At 62.6% G+C, this 24,133-nt stretch carries 19 protein-coding genes; 10 read left to right on the top strand and 9 right to left on the bottom strand.

Annotated elements, in window-relative coordinates; all coding sequences use genetic code 11:
• The first annotated feature begins 229 nt into the window (after positions 1 to 229).
• Together ACP7B9_RS01405 and ACP7B9_RS01400 are read left to right on the top strand one after the other, a co-directional pair.
• Positions 230 to 928 carry a DedA family protein gene (locus ACP7B9_RS01405; RefSeq protein WP_425860061.1) on the top strand — a complete coding sequence of 233 codons (699 nt, stop codon included), beginning with the start codon at positions 230 to 232 and terminating at the stop codon, positions 926 to 928.
• A gap of 84 nt (positions 929 to 1,012) precedes the next feature.
• Positions 1,013 to 2,296 carry an APC family permease gene (locus ACP7B9_RS01400; RefSeq protein ID WP_425860059.1) on the top strand — a complete coding sequence of 428 codons (1,284 nt, stop codon included), beginning with the start codon at positions 1,013 to 1,015 and terminating at the stop codon, positions 2,294 to 2,296.
• A 35-nt stretch (positions 2,297 to 2,331) separates the two neighbouring features.
• On the opposite strand, the gene tsaD is transcribed toward ACP7B9_RS01400, so the two are convergent.
• Genes tsaD through alr form a run of 5 tightly spaced genes read right to left on the bottom strand, consistent with a single transcriptional unit; the run spans position 2,332 to position 6,488 of the window.
• Entirely contained in the window at positions 2,332 to 3,423 is a 1,092-nt protein-coding gene (gene tsaD, locus ACP7B9_RS01395; RefSeq protein ID WP_425860057.1) for a tRNA (adenosine(37)-N6)-threonylcarbamoyltransferase complex transferase subunit TsaD, read from the bottom strand.
• Positions 3,420 to 3,959, bottom strand: a complete 540-nt coding sequence (rimI, locus tag ACP7B9_RS01390; RefSeq protein ID WP_425860055.1) for a ribosomal protein S18-alanine N-acetyltransferase — start codon at positions 3,957 to 3,959, stop codon at positions 3,420 to 3,422. The genes tsaD and rimI overlap by 4 nt, the downstream gene beginning before the upstream one ends.
• Positions 3,956 to 4,693 (bottom strand): tRNA (adenosine(37)-N6)-threonylcarbamoyltransferase complex dimerization subunit type 1 TsaB, encoded by a 738-nt coding sequence (tsaB, locus tag ACP7B9_RS01385; RefSeq protein WP_425860054.1) that lies wholly within the window; start codon positions 4,691 to 4,693, stop codon positions 3,956 to 3,958. Before tsaB ends, rimI begins: the two co-directional genes overlap by 4 nt.
• Before the next feature lie 11 nt (positions 4,694 to 4,704).
• A complete protein-coding gene (tsaE, locus tag ACP7B9_RS01380; protein WP_425860052.1) occupies positions 4,705 to 5,310 on the bottom strand; it encodes a tRNA (adenosine(37)-N6)-threonylcarbamoyltransferase complex ATPase subunit type 1 TsaE in 606 nt (201 codons plus the stop codon).
• On the bottom strand, positions 5,307 to 6,488 hold the full coding sequence (gene alr / locus ACP7B9_RS01375; RefSeq protein ID WP_425860050.1) for an alanine racemase: 1,182 nt from the start codon (positions 6,486 to 6,488) through the stop codon (positions 5,307 to 5,309). The genes tsaE and alr overlap by 4 nt, the downstream gene beginning before the upstream one ends.
• A 313-nt stretch (positions 6,489 to 6,801) precedes the next feature.
• On the opposite strand from alr, the gene mshA reads away from it, so the two are divergent.
• Positions 6,802 to 8,052 (top strand): D-inositol-3-phosphate glycosyltransferase, encoded by a 1,251-nt coding sequence (gene mshA / locus ACP7B9_RS01370; RefSeq protein ID WP_425860048.1) that lies wholly within the window; start codon positions 6,802 to 6,804, stop codon positions 8,050 to 8,052.
• 229 nt (positions 8,053 to 8,281) lie between these two features.
• Positions 8,282 to 11,422 (top strand): S8 family serine peptidase, encoded by a 3,141-nt coding sequence (locus ACP7B9_RS01365; protein WP_425860046.1) that lies wholly within the window; start codon positions 8,282 to 8,284, stop codon positions 11,420 to 11,422.
• A gap of 108 nt (positions 11,423 to 11,530) precedes the next feature.
• On the opposite strand, the gene ACP7B9_RS01360 is transcribed toward ACP7B9_RS01365, so the two are convergent.
• Entirely contained in the window at positions 11,531 to 12,112 is a 582-nt protein-coding gene (locus tag ACP7B9_RS01360; protein ID WP_425860044.1) for a hypothetical protein, read from the bottom strand.
• A 99-nt stretch (positions 12,113 to 12,211) separates the two neighbouring features.
• Positions 12,212 to 13,387: an ROK family protein gene (locus ACP7B9_RS01355; protein ID WP_425860043.1), complete on the bottom strand. Its 1,176-nt coding sequence runs from the start codon at positions 13,385 to 13,387 to the stop codon at positions 12,212 to 12,214.
• Positions 13,388 to 13,504: 117 nt separating this feature from the next.
• On the opposite strand from ACP7B9_RS01355, the gene ACP7B9_RS01350 reads away from it, so the two are divergent.
• From ACP7B9_RS01350 to ACP7B9_RS01325, 6 genes are all read left to right on the top strand, one after another.
• Positions 13,505 to 15,670: an alpha-galactosidase gene (locus ACP7B9_RS01350; protein WP_425860041.1), complete on the top strand. Its 2,166-nt coding sequence runs from the start codon at positions 13,505 to 13,507 to the stop codon at positions 15,668 to 15,670.
• Between the two features lie 9 nt (positions 15,671 to 15,679).
• A complete protein-coding gene (locus tag ACP7B9_RS01345; RefSeq protein ID WP_425860039.1) occupies positions 15,680 to 16,996 on the top strand; it encodes an ABC transporter substrate-binding protein in 1,317 nt (438 codons plus the stop codon).
• A gap of 3 nt (positions 16,997 to 16,999) precedes the next feature.
• Positions 17,000 to 17,929 (top strand): carbohydrate ABC transporter permease, encoded by a 930-nt coding sequence (locus ACP7B9_RS01340; RefSeq protein WP_425860038.1) that lies wholly within the window; start codon positions 17,000 to 17,002, stop codon positions 17,927 to 17,929.
• Complete coding sequence (locus ACP7B9_RS01335; protein ID WP_425860036.1) at positions 17,926 to 18,804, top strand: carbohydrate ABC transporter permease; 879 nt, start codon at positions 17,926 to 17,928, stop codon at positions 18,802 to 18,804. Before ACP7B9_RS01340 ends, ACP7B9_RS01335 begins: the two co-directional genes overlap by 4 nt.
• The gene (locus ACP7B9_RS01330; RefSeq protein WP_425860034.1) at positions 18,804 to 20,516 is read left to right on the top strand and encodes a glycoside hydrolase family 13 protein; all 1,713 of its coding nucleotides are present in this window, start codon (positions 18,804 to 18,806) and stop codon (positions 20,514 to 20,516) included. Before ACP7B9_RS01335 ends, ACP7B9_RS01330 begins: the two co-directional genes overlap by 1 nt.
• Positions 20,517 to 20,627: 111 nt before the next feature.
• The gene (locus ACP7B9_RS01325; RefSeq protein WP_425860032.1) at positions 20,628 to 21,572 is read left to right on the top strand and encodes a hypothetical protein; all 945 of its coding nucleotides are present in this window, start codon (positions 20,628 to 20,630) and stop codon (positions 21,570 to 21,572) included.
• 141 nt (positions 21,573 to 21,713) lie between these two features.
• Here the strand turns inward: ACP7B9_RS01325 and ACP7B9_RS01320 are convergent, their stop codons facing one another.
• Together ACP7B9_RS01320 and mgrA are read right to left on the bottom strand one after the other, a co-directional pair.
• Entirely contained in the window at positions 21,714 to 22,793 is a 1,080-nt protein-coding gene (locus tag ACP7B9_RS01320; protein ID WP_425860030.1) for an inositol-3-phosphate synthase, read from the bottom strand.
• 288 nt (positions 22,794 to 23,081) lie between these two features.
• A complete protein-coding gene (gene mgrA / locus ACP7B9_RS01315) occupies positions 23,082 to 24,101 on the bottom strand; it encodes an L-glyceraldehyde 3-phosphate reductase (RefSeq protein WP_425860028.1) in 1,020 nt (339 codons plus the stop codon).
• Between the last annotated feature and the right edge of the window lie 32 nt (positions 24,102 to 24,133).

The raw sequence follows: 24,133 nt of genomic DNA, 5'->3' as shown, positions 1-24,133 counted from the left end.
TCCAACCCACTGACCCTCGCTCAGATATGGGGCTTTAACCCATTACGCTCTCTCCTTTCCGGGGAGAGCGTAATGCATTAAACCCCTTTTTGGGAGAGCGATTCTCTGGGCCAAATCCCGCATCCGGTCTCACAGCTACCACAAGCAATCCGCACAGCCAGCACGCCTACCGTTGAAGACGGCACCTCCGCTGCCCCATCCAACCCGTATTCGTAATCGAGGCCCTGTCTTGCTCTCTGCCAACGTTTCATCAATATCCGGGCTGCTGTCCGCACTGGACCCGGCTGTTCTTCTAAACGGCCTGGGCCCGGCGACTCTCGCCGTCGTGGGCTTGATCGTGTTCGTCGAATCAGGCCTTCTGTTTCCGTTCCTGCCAGGGGATTCGCTCCTCTTCACTGCCGGTCTCTTGCACCAGCAGCTCAACCTATCCCTTCCCGTGCTGATCGGGGTGGTGATAGTTGCAGCCATTGCCGGTGACCAGGTGGGCTATATGCTGGGGCGCAAGTTTGGCCGCCGCTGGTTCAAGGACGACGCCCGCATCCTCAAGACCAAGTACTTAACGGAGACTGAGGAATTCTTCGCCAAGCGCGGCGGCTGGGCGCTGGTCTTGGCACGTTTTGTACCCGTGGTGCGCACCTATGCTCCGCTGGTGGCCGGAGTTGCCAACTATAACTACAGGAAATTCGTGCTGTGGAACATTGCCGGCGCCGTGGGCTGGGCCGGCTCCATCACCCTCCTAGGGACGTGGCTGGGTCGCTATGAAATCGTGGCCAATAACGTCGACGTCATAGCAATTCTCTTGGTTGTGATCTCCGTGACTCCCGGCCTGATCAGCATCGTGGGCAAGCGTCGCAGGGCCAGCTCGGCCCAGCTTCCAACACCTGAAAAGGCAACGATCGATGCTAAGGCGCCTGCGCATTCCGCCTAGACACCTTGGCCGGGGTCCGCAGTAACAGTGTCCGCAGCCACGGTGTTCATAAACCGTTCATATGGCATCGATACGATCGATCCAATGAACAGCCCGCAGAGTCTAGCCCGCAGATTGGGAACCTTCGACGCCGTGGTGGTGGGGCTCGGCTCCATGATCGGCGCCGGCGTTTTTGCCGCCTTCACACCCGCGGCCCAGGCGGCCGGTTCCGGATTGTTGATTGGCCTGGTCATCGCCGCGTTCGTGGCCTATTGCAACGCCACCTCATCGGCCCAGCTGGCCGCGGCGTATCCCACCTCCGGCGGCACCTATATCTACGGCCGTGAGCGACTTGGCCCGTGGCCCGGATTCCTGGCGGGATGGGGATTCGTGGTGGGCAAGGTGGCCAGCAGCGCCGCCATGGCCATGACCTTTGCTGCTTATGCCGCGCCAGCCGGGTGGGAACGGCCGGTGGCGATTGCCGCCGTCGTACTTTTGGTGGCCGTGAACTACCGGGGCATCAGCCGCACCGCCGCGTTGGCCCGGATCATTGTGGTGGCCGTGTTGATTGCCCTGGCCATCGCGGTGTCGGCGGCGTGGGCGGGCAGTCCCAGCGGCGGCAAGATCGCTGGTGATGGGCTGTTGTCGCATGGCTGGTACGGGATTTTACAATCGGCCGGGCTGCTGTTCTTCGCGTTTGCCGGCTACGCCCGAATTGCCACGTTGGGTGAGGAGGTCAGGAATCCGCGACGCACCATCCCGCGGGCCATCCTGCTGGCTTTGGCCATCGCCGCCGTCATTTACGCTCTGGTGGGCGTGACACTTCTGGCCACTTTAGGGCCCGACGGCGTTGCCGCCACCCCCGCTCCCCTCGCGGCCGCTGTGGCCTCGGGGGCGTGGGCCTGGGCCGGTCCCGTGGTCCGTTTGGGTGCGGCGTTGGCGTCCCTGGGCGCGCTGCTGGCCCTCGTGGCAGGGCTGGGCAGGACGTCGCTAGCCATGGCACGGGAGGGCGATTTCCCGCACTGGTTTGCCGCCATTCACCCCAAGTTCCAGGTGCCGCACCGGGCCGAACTGGCGCTGGGTGCGGCCATCGCCTTGATCATTGCCTTCGCCGATCTGCGCGGCGCCATTGGCTTCTCATCCTTCGGCGTGCTGGTCTACTACCTCGTGGCCAACATTGCGGCATTCACTCAACCCGCCGCAGACCGCCGCTACCCCAAGGCCCTGCAGCTCATCGGAGCCGCGGCCTGCCTGCTGTTAGTTGCCACCCTGCCGTTCGAGGCGGTGCTGGCCGGGTTGGTGATGTTCGCGGTGGGGATCCTTTACCGCGCAGCCAGGCTCCGCCGTCGAACTTCCCCAGACCAACGCCGCACCACTTTCCGGCAATAATCCCCCGACGCCGCACCACTTTCCGGCGGTCGAGACTACAGGCTGATGCTCGTCACCGGCATGGAGGAATCCGGGGCGAACGCCAGATCACTGGGAGCCACCCCGTTCATGACCAGCTGCGCACCCAGTGCCGCAACCATGGCGCCGTTGTCGGTACAGAGCGAAAGCTTGGGCACGAGAAGCGTAATGCCGGCAGCCAAACACCGCTGCTGCGCCACTTCGCGCAACCGGGTATTTGCCGCCACGCCGCCGCCGAGGAGCAGGGTGGTGATGCCCTGTTCCTTGCAGGCCAGCACCGCCTTGGCCGTGATGACATCCAGGACAGCTTCCTGGAACGATGCCGCGATGTCGGCCACCGGGACGTCCTCGCCGCGGGCTTCGTAGCCTTCAACGCATCGGGCCACGGCGGTCTTGAGCCCGGAGAAGGAGAAGTCATAGCGATGCGGGCCCGGCGCCTCCGCCGTGCCCATGTACTTGGGCATGGTCAGGCCGCGGGGGAACCTGACGGCTTTCGCGTTGCCTTCGCGAGCCAGCCTGTCGATGGCAGGCCCGCCCGGGTAATTCAGCCCGAGCAGGCGGGCCACCTTGTCAAAGGCCTCGCCCGCGGCGTCGTCGATGGTTGCGCCGAGGAGTTCGACATCGGAGGCGATGCTGCGTACGCGCAGGATCTCCGTATGGCCGCCGGACACCAGCAGGGCGCCAAGGTTTTCGGGCAGTTGTCCGCCCTGAGTGACGGCCGCGATGGATTCATCCAGCAAGCCAACACCCACGTGGGCCACCAAATGGTTGATGGCATACAGCGGCTTGCCCGTTGCCAGGGCCAGGGCCTTGGCTGCGCTGACACCCACCATGAGCGCGCCGGCCAGCCCGGGCCCGCTCGTCACGGCGATGGCGTCAACATCAGCCAACGTCACGCCGGCATCCGCCAGCGCCTGCTGCAGCGTTGGCACGAAAGCGTCAAGGTGTGCGCGCGAGGCGATCTCCGGGATGACACCACCAAAACGGACGTGCTCCTCCATAGACGAGGACACCGTATTGGTCAGCAGTTCCGTGCCACGGACCAGCCCCACGCCGGTTTCATCGCAGGAGGATTCAATCCCCAAAATCAGCGGGTTGGCCTGGCTCATGACGGGTCCTTCATCGTAGTAGTTGGGGCATCTCCAGCCAGCGGCAGGCGCATGATCAGCCCGTCCGAGCCGTCACGGTAATACTTGCGCCGGGTGTGAATGTGCTCAAATCCGTACCTCTTGTACAGCCTCTGCGCGCGCGGGTTGGCGGAACTGACCTCCAGCATGATGTCGTCCGCGCCGCGGCGCCCGGCCTCGGCAATGAGCTCGTCGAGCATGGCCCGGGCAATGCCGCGACCCTCAAATTCCGGCAGCACGCCGATGGTCTGGATGTCGCCGATGGGCGGCACGCACATCAGCCCGGCGTAGCCCGCAATTTGATTCTGCTGGCGTTCGACGCCGGATGGCAGCTCCGCGATGATGTACCGCCGGGTTTCTGGCTGGGCCAGTTCACCGACAAACATTTCGCGTGGCCAGGAGTCCACGCCAAAGAGTTGCAGGTCCAGGGCAGTGATGAAGTCGATGTCGGCGGCAACCATATCGCGGAGCTCGGCGGGCTGCTTGTTCGCCGTGGCAGGCACCATCGGGCCGGTCACGAGAGGGCCCGCTTCCGGGGTCCGGGAACCTTGGCATCGGATTCACGGAGGTAGAGCGGGGTTGAATCCAGCAGTCCTGCCCCTGCCAAGGAACCGGCCGCCGTGACCTTTCGGGCAGCAGCCCGTCCCAGGTCAAGTGCTGTGGGCTGGGCCTGGGCAAAGGGCGCATACACGGTGCAGCGATTGGCCGTCAGCACGTCCTTGTAGAGGCCCGCGCCGGCGCCAAAGACCTGAACGCCGAAGATGTCATCCGCCGGGCCCACATGCGGTCCATCCAGCAGTTGCGCACCGGCGCTGTACTTTGCCCAATACACTTCCTTGCGCCGCGCATCGGTGGCAATGACAAAGTCCCGCACGGCAAGCGGAGCCACGGCCACGCCGTCGCGGTATTCAGGAGAGTCAAAGACCTGGTGGGCCAGGGCGTCAAGACTCATCATGCCGTAGAGCGGAACGCCCCACGTGAAGCTGAGCGTTCGTGCCATGGCAATGCCGGAGCGCAGGCCGGTGAACGGCCCCGGACCGGTGCCCACCACAATGGCATCCAACGCCGGGCCCTCGGTGACGGGGTCACCAAACAGGGACTTCACTCCGGGCGCCAGTACCTCGGCGTGACTGCGGGTGTCCTCAGTGGCAAAATTCGCCAGCACCTCGGTCGTCTTCACAGGATTCAGCGGATCAAAGTCAAGGATGGCTGCGCTGGCAACGGCCGAGGTGTCAATGGTCAGTATTCGCACGTAATTCTCATCTATTCTGTTGTGTTCACAAGCTGGCCGAGCACCGAAAAGTCGGTGCCCTCCCAGCGTGGCCCCACGGCAACCAAGCGCAAGGTGCGGGGTTCGTCGTCGTCCTCGTCAGCATCGAAGCTGGCGGAAAAGTCAGTGCCATCAAGGGTGCTGGCGATGCCGGAAGCGGTCGGGGCTGAAGGGGCCGGTCTGGCGCCGCCCACGGCCCGCACCAGCTCGATTTCCAAGCGGCTGGCGGCCAGATGTTCCACCCTGTCAACACCCCACTCAACCACCGTCACCGAGGAGTCCATGGTGTTTTCCAGGTCGATGTCATCGATTTCACCAGGCGTGCCCAGCCTGTAGGCATCAACGTGGACCAGATCCGGGCCGCCCGGGTTGAGGCCGTCGGGCATATTCGGATGGATGCGCACCAGCACAAATGTTGGTGAAATGATTCCTTCGCGTACGCCAAGGCTGCGGCCAAGTCCCTGCGTGAAGGTTGTCTTTCCGGCACCAAGTTCGCCGCTGAGGATGATCAGGTCGCCGGCGCGCAGCAGTGCGGCCAACTTCCCTGCCAATTGTTGCGTTTGCTCAGCGGTGCCCGTGGCAAATTCCCAGACGCTCATTCGGCCCCGCCCACGTAGCGGCGCGGGACGCGTGGGCTGATCCGGGTCACAATTTCATAGTTGACAGTACCTGCAGCCGCCGCCCATTGCTCAACGACGGGTCCGCCGTCGGTCCCATTGCCAAACAGCACGGCTGTGGCACCAAGTGCGGAACCGCCGTCGAAGGCTGCACACGCATCCGGGCCCAAATCAATGACCATTTGATCCATGGCGATCCTGCCCACCACGGGGTAGGTCACGCCGTTGACCCGGACCGGGCCACCCGTGGCAATGCGCGGAATGCCGTCCGCGTAACCGACCGGAACCAGGCCCAAGGTTGTGGCCGCCTCGGAAATGAAGTTCAGCCCGTACGAGACACCCTGGCCCGTCGGGACGTCCTTGCACAGTGCGATCTGGGTTTGCAGGGTCATGGCCGGAGTCAGACCCAGCTCGGCGGAGCTGTGATCCTCAAACGGCGAAAGCCCATAGATGCCAAGCCCTACCCGGACCATATCGAAATGGGAGTCCGGGCGGGACAGGGTGGCCGGAGTATTGGCGATGTGCCGGACCTCAAGCTGGGCGCCGGCGGCCTCGGCCACCGCGACGGCCTCGCGGAACCGTTCCAACTGCTCATCAGTTTCGGGTCGCTGGGGTTCATCCGCCACGGCGAGGTGGCTGAACACGCCAACAACGCGTAACAGGCCCTGCGCCTGATATTTCAGGGCAGCGGCAACCAGCGCGGGCCAATTCTCACGGGAGCAGCCGTTGCGGCCCAAACCGGTATCAATTTTTAGGTGGATCCGCGCCGGGCGTTGGAGTTCGCGTGCGGCGGCAACAATGCGCTCGAGTTCCCACCCCGAACAACCCAGATCAATCTCGTTGGCGACGGCGGCCGTGAAATCGGTGTCCTGGGTGTGCAGCCACGACAGCACTGGAGCCTCCAGCCCTGCCGCGCGGAGCGCAAGACCCTCGGAGACGTGGGCTGTTCCGAGCCACTGCGCACCGGCAGCCACCGCCGTGCGGGCCACCTGAATCATGCCGTGCCCGTAGGCGTCGGCCTTGACCACGGCCATGAACTTGGCAGGCGCGGCAAGCGCACGCAGATGACGGATATTGTTGGCGATCGCGGACAGGTCAATGATGGCTTGCCGTTCAAGACCGTAACTCGGGGCAGGAACTGGCACAACGAAAGGGCTCACCTGCCCATTTTAGGCCTTTTTTCTCGGACTTATGCCGCCCCTGCGCGTCAGTGCAGCCGGTCACAGCGCGTGGTGGCGCCGAAAGTGCGGCGTCTCCAACCGCCGTCGGGCATCATTTGCTGCCTTCGCTAAGGCACGACGCCGGGCTTCCGCGACGTCCGCCGTCGGTCCGCGGATGGCATGCGGGCCCCTCCAGTGGGAAGATGGTCAAGGTATTTACGCGCTCCCGCACACATGGGCTGCGCGCATCCACGTACAGCACATGAGAATTGCGGGGTCCACCAGCCCAGCCAAAGCATTGAAGGAGGTAGCCGTGCATCAGATTCGGCGTGTCGCCATGCTCTCCCTCCACACGTCCCCGCTCGATCAGCCTGGCGGAGGCGACGCCGGCGGCATGAACGTCTACGTCCGGCACCTCGCCCTGGAACTGGCTGCCACCGGTGTGGCCGTTGACATCTACACCCGGCGCACCTCGGCCGCGCAGCCGGAGAACGTCAAGTTGGCTCCTCTCGTGAATGTCCACCACATCACGGCCGGCCCCTTTTCCAAGGTTTCCAAGGAAGCTCTCCCGGAACTGATCACCGAGATGGCCGACGCCGTCGCCGCTCATGTTGCAGCGCTTCCCGGTGAACCGGTCCGCGTCATCCACTCGCACTACTGGGTATCCGGCATGGCCGGGCTTCTGGTTGCCAAGCGCCTTGACCTGCCCATGGTGCACACCATGCACACCATGGCCCGGGTCAAGAACCACCATCTGCCGCAGGGGCAGACGGCCGAGCCCGGCATCCGCGAAGATGGTGAGCAGCACATTGTGGCCGCGGCAACGCGCCTGATCGCAAACACCACGGCCGAGGCCGCCGAGCTCGAACGGCACTACGACGGCTGCGAGCAGCGCATCGATGTGGTGTCCCCCGGCGTCGACCTCAAGGTCTTCAAACCCGCATTCCGCGATCGGTCCCGCAAGGAATTGGGCATCGCACCGGGGCGCTTCCACGTAGTTTTCGCCGGGCGTATGCAGCGCCTCAAGGGACCGCACGTGCTGGTCAAGGCTGCCGCCATCCTGCGCGAGGAACGCCCCGACATTGATCTGCAGCTCTCTTTCCTTGGCTCCCGCAGCGGCAATGACCGGTACGATCTCCAGACACTTATCAACGAGTCCGGATTGTCCGCCAGCGCCACCATCCACCCGCCTGTTGACTCGGCGAAATTAGCCGATTGGTACCGCAGCGCGAGTGTCGTGGCCGTGCCGTCCTCCAGTGAGTCTTTTGGTTTGGTAGCCCTGGAAGCGCAAGCCTGCGGCACCCCTGTCATCGCCACCAATGTTGGCGGCCTGCCCCGCGCTGTCAGCGACGGACGCACCGGCCTGCTCGTTGACGGCCGTTCGCCAAGGCTGTGGGCCGAAGCCATCGCGTCCCTGCATGATTTTGGCGAGACCCGCATCGACATGGGGCGCGCCGCCTCCGTGTTTGCCGGAGCCTTTGGCTGGGAACGGACGGCCGCCCGCACGGTCCTGAGCTACGATCTCGCCCTCACATACCAGTACATCGCCCCGCCCGGCTGCTAACAAAGTCCGCCCGCACGCGCCTGGCGCCCGTACCCTAGCCATTTGGACAGTCCGCAATTTTCATGTTGTGTTCCGGCTCACAAACACCCTACTGGTCGGTAGGCTGTTTTAGTTGGCTTCGACGGTTCACTGCACCCTAGATCATCACTCTGGATGCCGGCCGGCCTGCCATGTTGCACCCGTCAGGTAAGACGCCTGGCGGAGATCCTGTCGAAAGGTTCACAGCGCCATGAAACGAACGGGAAGAACTCTCTTTCGCAACTCAGGAATGCGAAAGGCCGTGGCACTTTGTGCCGGCCTTCCATTGCTTTTTGTCACAGTGGGGGCACTGCCAGCATCGGCCAACCCGAGCCAGCCCGCCTCACCCGGTATCTCTGCGACGGACATTGATCCGCTTGACTACCAAGCCGGACGCTACATTGTTGTCCTCGCCGAACAGCCCATCGCCATGTACGACGGCGGCACGGCCGGCCTGAGTGCCACCAAGCCACAGTCCGGGAAAAAGCTTGACTCTTCGCGGCCCGAGGTCCAGAAGTACAAGGCTCACTTGGAGACCAAGCAGGCCGCCGTTGCCAAGACGGAAAACGTCACGGTCAAGCGCACCTTCACGGCTGCCCTCAACGGTTTCTCCGCAGATCTTTCGGCAGATCAGGCACTGGCCCTTGCCAAGGACCCAAGTGTCCTAACAGTGGCCCCTGACACCGAGAACGCACCAGATTATTCCAGCACGGACTTCCTCGGGCTCAGCGGTCAGGACGGCAGCTGGAACACGAAGTTTGGCGGACAGGACAAGGCGGGTGAAGGCGTTGTTGTTGGCATCATCGACACCGGCTACACGCCGTCAAGCCCCTTCTTTGCCGGCAATGAGGTGTTGCCCCTGACCGGTGAGCCGCAGGTAGGCGTCCCCTACCGCAATGACGATGGCAACATCGCCATGCTCAAGGCCAATGGCGAAACCTTCTCGGGCGAATGCCAAAAGGGTGTCGAGTCGGGCGCCGATTTTGATGGCACCGCCTGCAATTCCAAGGTCCTCAGCGCGCATTACTTTGCCGATGACTTCATGAACTACGTTGCACCCGGTGACCGCGCACCGGAAGAGGTCCTCTCCCCCGTGGACGTTGCCAGCCATGGTACTCACACCGGCAGCACAGCTGCTGGCAACGCCAACATTGCGGCCACCATTGGCGATCGCGCCATGGGGATCACCGGCGGCGTCGCCCCGGCGGCAAAACTCTCCGTCTACAAGATCTGCTGGGAAGACACCGATCCGGACACCGGCGGTTGCTACTCATCCTCCGCAGTCGCTGCCATCAACCAGGCCATCCTTGACGGCGTGGACGTGCTGAACTACTCCATCTCGGGCAGCACCTCATCCACCACTGACCCTGTTTCCTTGGCTTTCCTCTCGGCAACCTCGGCAGGAATCTTCGTCGCGGCCTCCGCAGGTAACTCCGGCCCCACGGCCAGTACCGTCAACCACGGTGCGCCGTGGTTGACCACGGTAGCCGCCACGTCCTTCTCCTCTGAGCTTCAGGGCACGGCAGAGTTCTCCGATGGCACCAAGTTCCGCGGCGCCAGCATGATGGGACAGAGCGTTCCGGCGAGCCACGTGATCCTTGCGACCACTGCTGCCGCAGCGGGTGCGGCCAACCCCGAACTGTGTGGGCCCAACACCCTTGATGCCGCGAAGGTGGCCGGCAAGGTTGTTGTGTGTGACCGAGGCGTGATTGACCGTACGGCCAAGAGCGCTGAGGTCAAGCGTGCCGGCGGCGTCGGCATGATCCTCACCAACGTCTCATCCTCCTCCGAAGATGTGGACCTGCACGCGGTGCCCACGGTTCACGTGAACCCGCCGGCAACGCAGCTCATCAAGGACAAGGTCACGGCCAACCCGGATATTTTGGTTTCACTCGTTGACACTGACACCACAGGATTGCCGGTGGCTCCGCAGCCCCAGGTTGCCGGATTCTCCTCCCGCGGCCCGCTGACTGCCACGAACTCGGATCTACTCAAGCCCGACGTCGCCGCTCCCGGTGTTGCCGTGCTTGCCGGAGTTTCCCCCATCGCAACCGGCGGTGACCAGTTCGGCATGATGTCCGGAACGTCCATGGCAGCACCGCATGTTGCCGGCTTCGGCGCACTCCTGCTGGCCAAGAACCCCACCTGGTCACCGGCAATGGTGAAGTCGGCCATGATGACAACAGCCACGGATGTAGTCAATGAAGATGGCAGCAAGAACACCGATCTCTTTGCAACGGGCGCCGGTCAAACCTCTGTCGTCAAGGCCCTTACACCCGGTCTGGTGTACGACGCAGGCGACACCGAATACCTGAAGTTCATTCAGGGCACCGGAATCGATCTGGGCATGCCAGGTCTTGGCAGCACCGCACCTCGGGACATGAACCTCGCGTCCTTGGCTGTCGGCAGCCTTGCTGGCAAGGTTACTGTCACCCGCACCGTCACGGCACTGACGCCCGGTTTGTACCGAGCAATGGCCAACGTTCCTGGAGTCAACGTCAAGGTCACCCCTTCGGTGTTGAACTTCTCCCAAGCCGGCCAGCAGCGCACCTTCAAGGTCACCTTTGAAAACGCCACCGCAGCCCTCGGCGAATTCGCCATGGGAAGCCTGACATGGCAGGGCGCCGGCGCCACGGTCACCTCTCCGGTAGCCGTCCGCCCGCTGGCAGCCCTCGTGCAGCCGGAGATCACCTTTAGCTCCGATCAGGGCACCGGCAGCGGCCAGATTCCGGTTGTTTCCGGTACCAGCGCCCCTGTGGCACTGACCCTCAACGGACTGTCAAAGGCCGATTCCAGCGCTGTTGAGTTGGCTCCTGGCCCGTTGGCCATCGGCACCAACGCCTCCAACTACCTCAAGGAAGTTGTTGTCCCGGCGGGCACTGAACTGGCCAAGTTCCAGGTTATTTCCGCCGATCCCGGCGCCGATTATGACATGGTCGTTTTCAACCCCCGGGGCCAGGTCTACGATCTGCGGACGGCTTCTTCCAGCGAATCCTTCTCGCTGACAAACCCGGCTCCGGGCACCTACCGGGTGCTCGCCAACCTGTACTCCAGCACCGATGGCGGCGCAGTCAAGGCCACCGTTGACGCGGCGATCCTTGGCGCCAACGTTGGCAATGCCTCCGTGGCTCCGAACCCGCTGAAGTTGGCCAATGGCAAGTCCGGCAACGTGACCCTTAGCTGGACCGGGCTCGCCCCGGGCAACTACCTGGGCCGGGTTGCGTTCGGTGACGCCGGCACCGAAACGTTCGTCTCGGTGATCATCACGGATGCTGGCGTTGCGGTTGTCCCTGAGGACGCCAAGGTGTCCGAGCAACGGTCCGATTCACTCATCCAAGGATCGGTGAGCTAACCCAGCTTTCCCACAGTACGACGGCGGCCATCCAGCAAGTCTGGATGGCCGCCGTCGTACTGTGGGACGTTAATTCAGCGTGACGTTGGTTCAGGGACTTTCGCCGGGCTAGACGGCGCCGGTGCCGCCTGCCAACGCGCCGAACAGCGGGGCCAGGGCCTGCCAGCGTGAAATTTCGCAACCGTCGGTCCGGCTGAACGCGGCGTTGACTTCCTGGCCGTTGAACCATCCGGTGACTACGGCGATCTGCGGGCCGCCGTATTGCTGGGTGCAAATACGCGCCGGATCCGGAAGGGCGAAGAAGATCTTTTGTCCGTGCAACTCCACGGCGGCCAGAGCCGCGGCGGAGTCGGGCAAGGTTGACTCCGCGGCCGGCGTCGAGCCGTCGGCAACGAGCCGGAAAGTACGGGGTGCGGCCCCAGGCGATTCAGTAAGTGTGATGGTCAGGTCTATACCCGCGGGCGACGCGGTGCCGGTGGGAGACGCAGTGCCAGCCGGCGGAGCTGTGGTTCCAGCCGGGATACTTGGAGGGGTCGTTACTGTCACGGGCGGTGTGCCGGTGGCATCTCCGCCGGGCTGCTGCTGGGTACACCCGGCAACCACCGCCACAACGGAGAACAGCAGCACCGTCACGGCAAGCCGCGAGCCCGCTGCGTGGACCGAACTTCTCAGGCTATGAATCCTTGGCATCGTGGCCGTCTCCTTGCGTTTCTGCCATGCTAGCCCATGGCGTGTCCTGCCACCCTGGAAGTTCGGGAAGTCTAGAAATTCCGGGACGAGTCCGCAGGCTTAGAGGACAAACGCCTGCGCTTGAATGGCCACGGCCGCTGCACCACGCGCCCACTCGGTGAAATCTGCCGAGGCAACACGGACGGTGACAGGCTCTGCTTCCGGATCGCGCCCGGCTGCCAAGGTGGCCAGCACCGCCGCTTTCCTTGTGGTGAACAAGGCGAGACCCTCGCCGCCTAGCACAACCGTGTTAACCATGGTCAGGTTCGCCGCTGCGGCTATCAGCACGCCAAGCGCTTTCGCTGCCGCTTCGAGGACAGCCACTGCTGCGCGGTTACCTTCCTCGGCCAATTCCAGCGCCTGCTCGTAATCAACTGGCCGGCCCAGCGCGGCGGATATCTGCAGGCAGATGCTGGGAATGGACAACATGGCCGTGGAGCAGCCCCGGTGCCCGTCCATGCACATGGGCCCATTGGGATCCAGTGGAAAGTGCCCACCGAGGCCCAAGCCTGTATCTGCCGTACGAATGACGTGGTTGCGGATGGCCAAGCCGTATCCGACGCCAGCGCCCACGGTGATCACAGCGAAATCGTCGACCTCGCGCCCCGCCCCAAACCACTGCTCGGCGGCAACAAGCGCGGTGACGTCGTTGTCCACCACGACCGGTAATTCAAGACGTGCCGCAAGCAAGTTTCCCAGCGGGACCTCTTTCCAGCCGAGGAACGGAGCGCGATGAACTACGCCGTCGGGGCGGACCTGCCCACCCAAGGAGACACCAACGCCAGTAATGCGTACATCCAGGTGGGCACCGAGCTGTTCGGTCAACTGCGCAATCCCCTCCACCACGGTGGAGGTTGAGGTATCGGTAATGGCCAGGGTCGCCTCAGCCAGAATGGTGGCCCGCAGGTCCGTCAAGACAGCCTGCAGCAGATCGCCAGCAACTTTGACACCCACGAACCACGCGCTGTCGTTGCGAACATCGAGCAAGCGGACAGGCCTGCCCACCGTTCCATCGGCAACGATGGCCCCCTCAACCAGAAGGCCAGCATCAAGGAGTGGCTTGCCCAACCGGGTCAGGCTGGCCACGCTCAGCTTGAGTTCCTTGGCCAACTCTCCGCGGGATATAGGGCCACGAACAAGTACCAAACGGGCCAATTCCAGCGCCGAATCTGCGAGCGCGTCCGGATTTTCGCGCTTCTCTGCATGCAGGGCTGGTAGCGGGGAGACGGTGTTCATACCGCTTAGTTTATTGCAGATTGAGTCTAATTCCAGTCGACAGGCGAAAGAATTGGCCGAATTCGCCACATAGAGTGACTCTTGACACAGTAATTAGTTTTGCGGTAAAACTATTATATGAGCACAACAACCCCCTCAACTCCCGCGCACCTGCAACTGCATCGCGGCGGCACCTCGGTCATCGTTGACCTGACCACCGCTGGCACACCGTCCATCATTCATTGGGGCCCTTCCACCGGAATCCTCTCCGCTGCGGAGCTGGAGTCCTTGGCCGTGGCAGCCCGCCCGCAACGTGTCTCCGGCGGCATTGATGCCCCGGCGCGTTTGAACCTTCTGCCACAGGAAGTATTTGGCTGGCAGGGATCCCCCGCGCTCATAGGGCAGCGCGCAACCGGTGCCTGGGCCAGTGCACTGAGCACAACGTCCACCCTCTTCGACTCCACATCAGCCACGATCGTCGCCGAGGACCCCGCCGGCGGACTTCGCCTCATTACGGAATTGTCGCTGACCGGGGCCGGTGTCCTGGAGCAGCGTCACACCCTGACTAACATGGGCACCTCGGACTACCAGGTGCACCACCTCACCACTGTTTTCCCGCTGCCCACCACAGCCACCACTGTTCAGGATTCAACCGGCAGGCATTTGAAGGAACGCACGGCGCAGCGCCGGCCCTTGACCGTTGGAGCCCATGTACGGGAGAGCCGCCGCGGCCGCCCCGGCGCCGATGCCTCGCTGCTCATGCTGGCTGGAACTGACAGCTTTGGCTACCGCAGCGGTCTGGTCCACGGCGTGCACACTGCCTGGAGCGGAAATCACAGGCTCACCGCCGAACGCACCATCACCAGCGACAGCTTCCTGACGGCAGGAGAGTTGCTGCTGCCAGGCGAGGTAGTGCTGGCACCAGGGGAAAGTCACACCACACCCTGGTCCCTCGGTTCCTGGGGCCACGGCCTGGATGAACTCTCGGCACGCTTCCATCAGGATCTGCGGGCGCGCACCCAGCACCCTCGCCGCCCCCGCCCCGTCACGCTCAACACGTGGGAGGCTGTGTACTTCAACCACGACCTCACCACGCTGAAGAACCTCGCCGACAAGGCGGCAGCTGTTGGCGTGGAGCGCTTTGTGCTCGACGACGGCTGGTTCCTTGGCCGCCGTGACGATACCGCAGGTCTGGGCGACTGGTTTGTTGATCCGGCTGTTTGGGCCGATGGTTTGAGCCCCATCATCGATCACGTCCGCGGACTCGGGATGGAGTTTGGATTGTGGTTCGAGCCCGAGATGGTCAACCCTGACAGCGATCTGGCTCGCAACCACCCCGACTGGATCCTGCACACCCCTAGCCGTTGGCCCGTCAGCGCTAGGCAGCAACAGGTCTTGAATTTGGCCCATCCGGACTGCTTCGACTACCTTCTGGCCAGCATTGACGCCATCCTCAGCGAATACCCCATCAGCTATATCAAGTGGGACCACAATCGCGATCTGCTCGACGCCTCCGATGCCCGCACCGGCAATGCCGCCGTCCGTGAATCAACACTGGCCCTGTACCGGCTGTTAGCAAACTTGAAGACCCGCCACCCGGAGCTGGAGATTGAAAGCTGCGCCTCCGGTGGTGCCCGCGTGGATTTGGGCATCCTTAACTACACCGACCGGATCTGGACCAGCGATTGCATCGACCCCATGGAACGTCTGGACAACCAGGCCAACACCTCGCTGCTGGTGCCGTATGAACTCATGGGCGCCCACATTGGTGGCCCAAAGTCGCACTCCACTCGCCGCCAGCACAGCCTTGGTTTCATGGCCCGCACAGCCATCTTTGGCCACTTTGGCATTGAATGGAACATCGCCGACATCAGCGACGCACAAACGGCAGAATTGGCCAGCTGGGTACAGTTCCACAAGGAGAACCGCGAACTGTTCCACACGGGCATCAGCGTGCACGCCGATGTGCCGGACCCGGCCCTGGATGTGCGCGGTGTCGTCTCGGACGACGGCGGGCGGGCCATCTTTGCGCTGACCCAGCGAACAGCCTCAACCACCTACCCCTCCGGCCGGATCACCCTTCCGGGCCTTGCTCCTGAAGGCCGCTACAGGGTTGCCCTATCTCACCCGCTCGATGACGAGGTGGGCAATGGGCAATCGCCCCTTGCCTGGCCGCTGCACGAGACCGTCCTTCCGGGCGCCGTCCTGGGCTCTGTGGGCATCCAGTCCCCCGTACTCTTCCCCGAGCAATCCGTGCTCATCATGCTCACCAGGGTCGACGCCGATTCTGCCCGGGCCATCTAAGGAGTTCGCATGAAAGCAATACAACACCTAGCTACAGCGCGCCCAAAAGCGCCTGGCACAGCGGTGGCAAGCGCCGTCGTCGTCCTTGCCCTTACTGTTTCACTGGGGCTGAGCGGCTGCGGCGCCGCCGATGACGGTCGCGTCAAGCTCGATTTCTTCCAGTTCAAGCCAGAGGCCGTGGCTCAGTTCACCAAGATCGTCGACGATTTTGAGGCGGCAAACCCGAACATCGACATCGTCGTCAACAACGTTCCCGATCCGGATACGGCCATCCGCACCTTGCTGGTCAAGAACAAAACGCCAGACGTTCTGACCCTGAACGGCAACGGCAACTTTGGCGACCTGGCCTCCGCCTGCGTCTTCGCCGACCTTTCTGAGCTTCCGTCGGCGCCCCGGGTCAACTCCTCTGTGCAGGATATTTTGAACGGTCTGGGCACCTGCCACGGCGCCGAGACGAACGGGCTGCCGTTTGCCAACAACGCCAGCGGAGTCCTGTACAACCCGGAGATCTTTACCAAATATGGTGTCGCCGTTCCCACCACTTGGGATGAGTTCATCGCGGCCGCCGACACCTTCAAGGCCAACGGCGTCAACCCGTTCTACATGACCTTGAAGGATGCCTGGACCATACAGCCGTCCTATGTGAATTTGGCTGGAAATCTCATGCCCGCCGACTTCTTCGACGACGTCCGCTCGGCTAACTGGACGCCAGCCAGCGGCGAGTTTGGTTTCGAACATGACGGCTCCGAAGCCGCCACGAAACTGGCGAAACTGTTCAGCTACGCCCAGCCGGGAGCCGATGGCGCCGGCTACAACGACGGCAACGCAGCCTTCGGTGCCGGTGAATCAGCCATGTATCTGCAGGGCAGCTTCGCCATTCCGGCCATCCGCGCGGCGAACCCGGATGCGAAGATCGCTTCTTTCCCGTACCCCACAACAAACGATCCGGCCAAGAACACCCTGGTCTCCGGCGTCGACGTCACGCTGGCGATCGGCAAGGACACCAAGCACCCCGCCGAGGCCCAAAAGTTCGTTGAATACCTCATGACCCCGGAGGTCCTTGACTACTACGCGGCGGCCCAGTCCTCGCTAACCCCTGTCACCGACGCGGCCCCGAGCACCGATCCGGCACTGGCCGGCATGCAGGGACTCTTCGCGGAGGGCAAGGTCATCGGCTACTTCGATCACCACGTGCCGCCCAGCATCCCGCTGGCACCGCTTTTGCAGCAATTCATCCTTGACCGCAAGCAACCCGAGTTCCTGAACCGCATGGATCACGAATTCGAAAAGGTCGCCGCCCGCACCATTACCAAGAAAGGGGACTAAACCATGACCACCTCCACGGCCAAGGCTTTGAGGCCCCGCACCTCCGCCGGCCTCCAGCGCCGTCGACCATCACGGATCAGCAAGACTTTTTACTGGATGGTCATTCCAGCCCTCGTGCTGTTTGTCATCCTGCACACTGTCCCCACTCTGACCGGCATCTTCTTTAGTTTCACCAATTACGCCGGCTACGGTGAGTGGAATTTTGTGGGATTGTCCAACTACGTGAACCTGTTCAAAGATGACAGGATCCTGAATTCTTATGTCTTCACACTCATCTTTGCCGTCACGGCCACCATTGTGGTCAATGTGGGCGCCTTGTTCATTGCCATCCTGCTCAACGCCAAGATCAAGTACCAGACGGCCTTCCGCGGCATCTTCTTTATCCCCAACATCCTCTCGGTGCTGATTGTTGCTTACGTCTTCAACTACCTGCTGTCCAACAACCTGCCGCTCATCGGTCAGGCACTGGGCATCGAGTGGCTGTCCACCTCCATCCTGACAAACCCCGATCTGGCCTGGCTGGGCATCGTGGGTGTCACCGCGTGGCAGTCCATCGCCTTCAGCGTCATCATCTACTTGGCCGGGCTGCAGACAGTTCCCGGTGAACTCTACGAGGCCGCCAGCCTTGACGGAGCCTCACCGTGGCGCCAGTTTTGGTCCATCACCTTCCCGCTCATCTCCGGCTTCTTCACCATCAACATGGTGTTGGCCTTGAAGGGTCAGCTCCAAGTCTTCGACCAGATCGTTGCCCTGACCAACGGCGGTCCCGGCACCTCCACCGAATCGGTGTCCATGGTCATCTACCGCGGCGGCTTCCAAGGCGGCGAATACGGTTACCAAATGGCCAACTCAGTGGTGTACCTGGTGGTCATCGTTGTCCTGGCCCTACTGCAGCTGCGCGTTCTCTCGCGCAAGGAGGCTGACTTCTCATGAGCACACTCACCCAAAGCCCCACAGTTCTGGACTCAGGCACCCCGGCCAAGCTCCGGCGTCGTTCCTCCGTCAACGTGCCCCTGACCGTCCTGGTGGCGGTGCTGTCGCTGACTATCCTGATCCCGCTGTACTTCACGATCGTCACCGCGCTGAAATCCTCCGAGCAGCTCAACGGCAACGCGCTGGCCCTTCCCACCAGCATTCATCTGGAGAATTTCTCCAACGCGTGGACACTGACCAACTTCCCCAACGCCCTGCTGATCTCAGGGATCGTCACTGTGGCCGCCGTGATCTTGACCATCCTGACCAACTCCCTCGTGGCCTACGCGATCGCCCGGAACATGCACCGCCCGTTCTTCAAGGCGCTGTACTACTTCTTCATCGCAGCCCTCTTTGTGCCATTCCCCATCATCATGCTGCCGGTGACCAAGCAAATGGCGCTCCTCAGTTTGGACAACCCAGTGGGCTTGTTCCTGCTGTACACGGTCTACGGCCTCAGCTTTAATATCTTCGTCTACACGGCATTCATCAAATCCATCCCCGCAGAGCTGGAAGAGGCCGCCATCATGGACGGGGCGAGCGTGTGGACAACGTTCCGCAAGGTCATCTTCCCGGTATTGACACCCATCAACGCCACCGTGGGCATCCTGACGTGCCTGTGGGCGTGGAATGACTTCATGCTGCCGCTGGTGATCCTCTCCGATCCCACCACGCGCACGCTGCCCCTGGTCCAGTTCGTCTTCCAAAGCCAGTTCAACACCGATTACACAACGGCTTTTGCCTCGTACCTCATGGCTATGGCACCGTTGCTCTTGGTCTACCTATTCGCCCAGCGCTGGGTTATCTCCGGCGTCATGAGAGGATCCGTCAAATAATGCCTACTCCTGCAACCGATTCACTCTGGTGGCGCCAAGCCGCCGTCTACCAGATCTACCCGCGCAGTTTCGCCGATTCCAACGGTGACGGCATGGGCGATCTGCCCGGCATCACCTCCCGCATGGGCTACCTTTCTGCCCTGGGGATCGACGCGATCTGGCTGAGCCCGTTCTATCCGTCCGCGCTGGCCGACGGCGGATACGACGTCGACGATTACCGCAACGTTGATCCCCGCCTCGGCTCCCTGGACGATTTCGATGCCATGGTGGCCGCCGCGCACGCCGCAGATATCCGCGTGATCGTGGATGTGGTGCCCAACCACAGCTCCAACCAGCACGAGTGGTTCAAGGCCGCGCTGGCCGCCGCGCCGGGCTCCCCCGAGCGGGCGCGCTACCACTTCCTTGACGGGTTGGGGGACGACGGCGCACTGCCGCCGTCCGATTGGCCCTCCCACTTTGGCGGGGGTGCTTGGACACGGGTCGTTGAGCAGGCCGGACCGAATGCCGGTTCCTTGGGGCAGTGGTACCTGCACCTGTTCGCCACCGAGCAGCCCGATTTCAACTGGGACAACCCGGAGGTCCGCGAGGACTTCCACGCCACGTTGCGGTTCTGGTCCGACCGCGGTGTTGACGGTTTCCGCATCGATGTGGCGCATGCCCTGGTCAAGGACATGTCGCTGCCGCTGCGCTCGAAGCCGGCCCTTGACATCCTCGTCGACGATGGCAGCGATCCGCTCTTTGACCGCGACGCCGTCCACGAAATCTTCGAAGGCTGGCGTTCCGTACTCAACGAATACAACCCGCCCAAGGCTGCCGTGGCTGAGGCCTGGGTCCCGTTCACCGACCGACGCTTGAAGTATGCCCGCCCCACCGAACTAGGCCAAGCATTCAACTTCGACCTGCTGCAGGCACCATTTTCGGCCGTGGAGTTCCGTTCCATCGCCGAGAAGTGCCTCTCCGAGGCTGTTGCCTCAGGCGCGTCCTCCACCTGGGTGTTCTCCAACCACGACGTGGTCCGCCACCCCTCGCGGTATGCCTTGCCGGACGGCAGCACCCGGGAAGACCTCGAGGCGTGGCTGCTGGCCGACGGCGCCGTCCCCGCGCTGGATCTGGCGCGCGGTTTGCGTCGGGCACGGGCGGCGACGCTGTTCATGCTGGGCTTGCCGGGCTCCGCCTACCTGTACCAGGGCGAGGAACTGGGCCTCTTTGAGGTCGCCGACCTGCCCGCGACTTCGCTGCAGGACCCCACCTGGTTCCGCACGTTGAATACCGTCAAGGGCCGCGACGGTTGCCGCGTGCCGCTGCCGTGGTCCGCTGTTGAGCCCAACTTTGGTTTTGGCGGCACCCCGTGGCTGCCGCAGCCCGAATGGTTCGGTTCTCTGGCGGCGACGGCACAGGACGGTGAGTCCGGCTCAACCCTGGAGATGTACCGTTCCGCGTTGTCGTGGCGCAGCAAGTTGCAAGCCGAAGAAACACTGGAATGGCTCAGTCAACCGGCGGCCGGAGTGGTGCACTACCGCCGCCCGAACGGCTGGCAGGTGATCACCAACTTTGGCGGCTCCCCCGCGGCGCTGCCATCCGGCGTCGACCTGTCCAAGGTGGTCCTCAGCTCCGGCGAGAGCGCCGCTGGTCAAGGAGCAGTGGGAGCAAGCAAAGGAACGGGGACGGGAGCAACAATCGGGGCCGAAACAACCCTCTGGCTCGCCCCCTAACCCCAACGCCGCACCACCTTCCGGCCTCCACAATTTTGTGGGGGCCGGACGGCGTTCCCTACCTGTGGATAACTTCTGCGGCATGCGTCCGCTCTAGGCCACAATTAATCCATGGAGCCCAGCGACGCTTTACATCTCCCCGAGGTGCCCTTTACGTACCGTGAAGGTCTCGCCTCGGGCCTAACCCCGGACCAGCTCAAGAGCAGCCAGCAAATAAACGTTAGCCATGGGATTTACAGGCCGGATGGATGGGAATTTAATCTACGGGATGCAGCCCGGGTGCTCTCAGCGGCTTCGCCTGGTGCTTGGATTTCGCATTCCACGGCCGCCCGGCTCCACGGGCTAATTCTGCCGCCGTGGCTGGCAGATTCGGATGAGCTTCACCTCAGTAAGCCCCGCCGACTCCCGCAGTTACGTCGAAAAGGTATTGTCAGCCACAATGTGACAGCTCTAAGCGGCGAAGTCGAAGCCACAGACGAACTGAAGATCAGCACTCGCTCGCGCACCTGGCTCGATCTGGCCCGTATTCTTCCCTTGCCTGATCTCATCTGCATGGGAGACCAACTCATTCGCATTCCCAGAGCCGAGTTCGAGGGCCGCAGCGAACCCTACGCCACCCTCAAATCCCTCAACGCTATGGCCGGTCGACACCGTAATCTCCAAGGAATTGTGCGGGCCCGCGACGCCCTTGTGCTCATGCGCGTCGGGGCAGATTCGGCACCCGAGACGCTTTTGCGCCTGGCCATATCCGAGGCTGGTTTGCCGGAGCCAGAACTTCAACTCACCCTCTGGGGGCGCAAAGGCGGGCCATCTGCTGACGCCGGCTACCGCGCTCGGCGCATCGCCATGCAGTACGACGGCGCCCATCACCTGGACGAGTTGCAGCAGTTCAGTGATAGGCGCCGGGACAAGGCCTTCGACAATGCTGGTTGGGCCGTGCTGATCTTTACCCAGGAGGATCTGGCGGACGGTTTTCACAGCGCGGTCCAGCGCCTGCGGATGGCGCTGCACCAAGCGTGGCTAGATCCTAAGCATGCTTCCGGATTCGAAGGCTAGAAATAGGAAATTTCCAACAGGTTAAAAAGCTGCGGGACACTCCCTCGAGAGGAAGTGTCCCGCAAGCTATCGCCCTAAAGTGATGCGGCGTCGGCAGAAAACCGCCGGAAAGTGATGCCGCGTCGGGAAGAGAAGGAGAGGCTAGATGTCGCCTCGGATGAAGGCTTCTACCTTCTCGTGCGCGATATCGTCGGCGTACTGCTCCGGCGGGGACTTCATGAAGTAGCTGGAAGCCGAGAGGATAGGTCCACCAATGCCGCGGTCCAGGGCGATCTTTGCCGCGCGGATGGCGTCGATGATCACACCTGCCGAGTTGGGGGAATCCCATACTTCGAGCTTGTATTCCAGGGACACGGGAGCGTCACCGAAGTTACGGCCTTCGAGGCGGACGAATGCCCACTTGCGGTCATCCAGCCAGGCAACGTAGTCCGACGGGCCAATGTGGACGTCGTCCTCGCTAAGCACAGCGGAGGTGTTGGAGGTGACGGCCTGGGTCTTGGAGATCTTCTTGGATTCCAAGCGCTCACGCTCGAGCATGTTCTTGAAGTCCATGTTGCCACCAACGTTAAGCTGGTAGGTGCGGTCCAGAACAACGCCGCGGTCTTCGAACAACTTGGCCATGACGCGGTGCGTGATGGTTGCACCGATCTGGCTCTTGATGTCATCGCCAACGATCGGCACACCGGCAGCGGTGAACTTGTCGGCCCACTCCTTCGTGCCGGCAATGAAGACGGGCAAAGCGTTAACGAAGGCGACGCCGGCGTCGATGGCGCACTGGGCGTAGAACTTCGCGGCAGCATCTGAGCCAACGGGCAGGTAGCAAACGAGGACGTCAACCTTGGCGGCCTTCAACGTTGCAACAATGTCAACGGGCTCGGCGTCGGATTCAACGATGGTCTCGCGGTAGTACTTACCCAAGCCGTCGAGCGTGTGCCCGCGCAGGACCGGAACGTTCAGGTTCGGAACGTCGGCCAGCTTGATGGTGTTGTTCTCGCTGGCGCCGATGGCGTCGGAGAGGTCAAGGCCCACCTTTTTGCTGTCAACGTCGAACGCAGCAACAAACTGCACGTCGTTCACGTGGTACTTGCCGAACTCAACATGCATCAGGCCCGGAACCTTCACGGTCGGGTCTGCATCATGGTAGTACTGGACGCCCTGGACCAGTGATGAGGCACAGTTGCCTACACCGACAATGGCAACCCGAATAGGATGATTGGACACGGAACTCCTTCATAAAACTCACACGGATCCGGCGCTCACTCTGCGGTGATGGGTCGACGCACGACTTCACGGTTGACATAAAGACACGACGGCTGCTTGGCCGGATCTGACGCCCCTACGGCGCCCTAACCATAATAGTCAACACCCGGGAGCCCGGTTTTGTTCCATTGGGGAGACAATGCCCTGCCTTGTGAAGCCACCCGTTGTGCGCTACGAGTGCGCTAGGCGGGCACAACGGGTGGCCTTTACAGCCTATTTAACGGCCCAAATCAGGCTTGGGAGCGAGCTTTAGACGGCAGGCTCGACGGCGTACCCGTCAATGGCGCGCAGCTCACCTTCGCTGAACACGAGGTTGTTAATGGCGGCCACGTTGTTCTCCAGCTGACTGACGCTTGAGGCGCCGATCAGTGCGGAGGTGACGGGGCTGCTCTCGGCCCGTTCACGCAGGATCCAGGCAATGGCCATCTGCGCCAGTGACTGTCCACGTTCGGCGGCCAAGTCATTCAGGGCCCGCACGCGGCCCATCTTTTCCTCGGTCAGATCGCTGCCGTGGAGGAAGCGCTCCTTGGCGGCGCGGGAATCCGCCGGGACACCCTTGAGGTAGCGGTCGGTGAGTACGCCCTGTGCCAGCGGCGAGAAGGCAATGGAACCCGCCCCGACGGCGTCGAGCGTTTCATAAAGGTTCGGCTCCCCGTCCTCGGTCCAACGGTTCAGGATGGAATACGAGGGCTGGTGGATGAGCAGCGGCGTGCCCATTTCCTTCAAAATCCGCGCGGCTTCAAGGGTTTGAGCCGGGGTGTACGAGGAAATGCCGGCGTACAGGGCCTTGCCGGAGCGGACGGCGTGATCCAGTGCGCCCATGGTTTCCTCCATGGGGGTTTCCGGATCCGGGCGGTGACTGTAGAAGATGTCAACGTAGTCCAAGCCCATGCGCTTAAGCGAATCGTCGAGGCTGTTGAGCAGGTACTTCCGTGATCCCCACTCACCGTACGGGCCGGGCCACATGTCGTAGCCGGCCTTAGTGGAGATCACCAGTTCGTTGCGGTGCGCGGTGAAATCATCCTTGAAGTGGCGGCCAAAATTTGTTTCGGCACTTCCGGCGGGCGGACCATAGTTATTGGCCAGATCGAAGTGTGTGACACCTAGGTCAAAGGCGCGGCGGAGGATGTCACGCTGCACCTCGAAGCCCTTGTCATCCCCAAAGTTATGCCACAACCCCAGCGAGATGGCGGGCAGCTTCAATCCACTGCGGCCAACTCGGCGGTAGGGCATGGTTTCGTAGCGGTTTTCCGCGGCGTGAAAAGTCATACCAACCATCTTGCCAGCAATGGTGTGAGATT

The organism is Arthrobacter sp. TWP1-1 (assembly GCF_049897845.1).
Lineage (GTDB): Bacteria > Actinomycetota > Actinomycetes > Actinomycetales > Micrococcaceae > Specibacter.
This window is presented reverse-complemented; position numbering and strand designations above follow the sequence as displayed.

What these genes read in the sequence shown, in the direction of transcription:
- ACP7B9_RS01400 (WP_425860059.1), top strand. Translation starts at nt 1,013, where the DNA reads ATGAACAGCCCGCAGAGTCTAGCCCGCAGATTGGGAACCTTCGACGCC.
- tsaD (WP_425860057.1), bottom strand. Translation starts at nt 3,423, where the DNA reads ATGAGCCAGGCCAACCCGCTGATTTTGGGGATTGAATCCTCCTGCGAT.
- tsaE (WP_425860052.1), bottom strand. Translation starts at nt 5,310, where the DNA reads ATGAGCGTCTGGGAATTTGCCACGGGCACCGCTGAGCAAACGCAACAA.
- ACP7B9_RS01365 (WP_425860046.1), top strand. Translation starts at nt 8,282, where the DNA reads ATGAAACGAACGGGAAGAACTCTCTTTCGCAACTCAGGAATGCGAAAG.
- ACP7B9_RS01360 (WP_425860044.1), bottom strand. Translation starts at nt 12,112, where the DNA reads ATGCCAAGGATTCATAGCCTGAGAAGTTCGGTCCACGCAGCGGGCTCG.
- ACP7B9_RS01355 (WP_425860043.1), bottom strand. Translation starts at nt 13,387, where the DNA reads ATGAACACCGTCTCCCCGCTACCAGCCCTGCATGCAGAGAAGCGCGAA.
- ACP7B9_RS01350 (WP_425860041.1), top strand. Translation starts at nt 13,505, where the DNA reads ATGAGCACAACAACCCCCTCAACTCCCGCGCACCTGCAACTGCATCGC.
- ACP7B9_RS01345 (WP_425860039.1), top strand. Translation starts at nt 15,680, where the DNA reads ATGAAAGCAATACAACACCTAGCTACAGCGCGCCCAAAAGCGCCTGGC.
- ACP7B9_RS01340 (WP_425860038.1), top strand. Translation starts at nt 17,000, where the DNA reads ATGACCACCTCCACGGCCAAGGCTTTGAGGCCCCGCACCTCCGCCGGC.
- ACP7B9_RS01335 (WP_425860036.1), top strand. Translation starts at nt 17,926, where the DNA reads ATGAGCACACTCACCCAAAGCCCCACAGTTCTGGACTCAGGCACCCCG.
- ACP7B9_RS01330 (WP_425860034.1), top strand. Translation starts at nt 18,804, where the DNA reads ATGCCTACTCCTGCAACCGATTCACTCTGGTGGCGCCAAGCCGCCGTC.
- ACP7B9_RS01325 (WP_425860032.1), top strand. Translation starts at nt 20,628, where the DNA reads ATGGAGCCCAGCGACGCTTTACATCTCCCCGAGGTGCCCTTTACGTAC.
- mgrA (WP_425860028.1), bottom strand. Translation starts at nt 24,101, where the DNA reads ATGACTTTTCACGCCGCGGAAAACCGCTACGAAACCATGCCCTACCGC.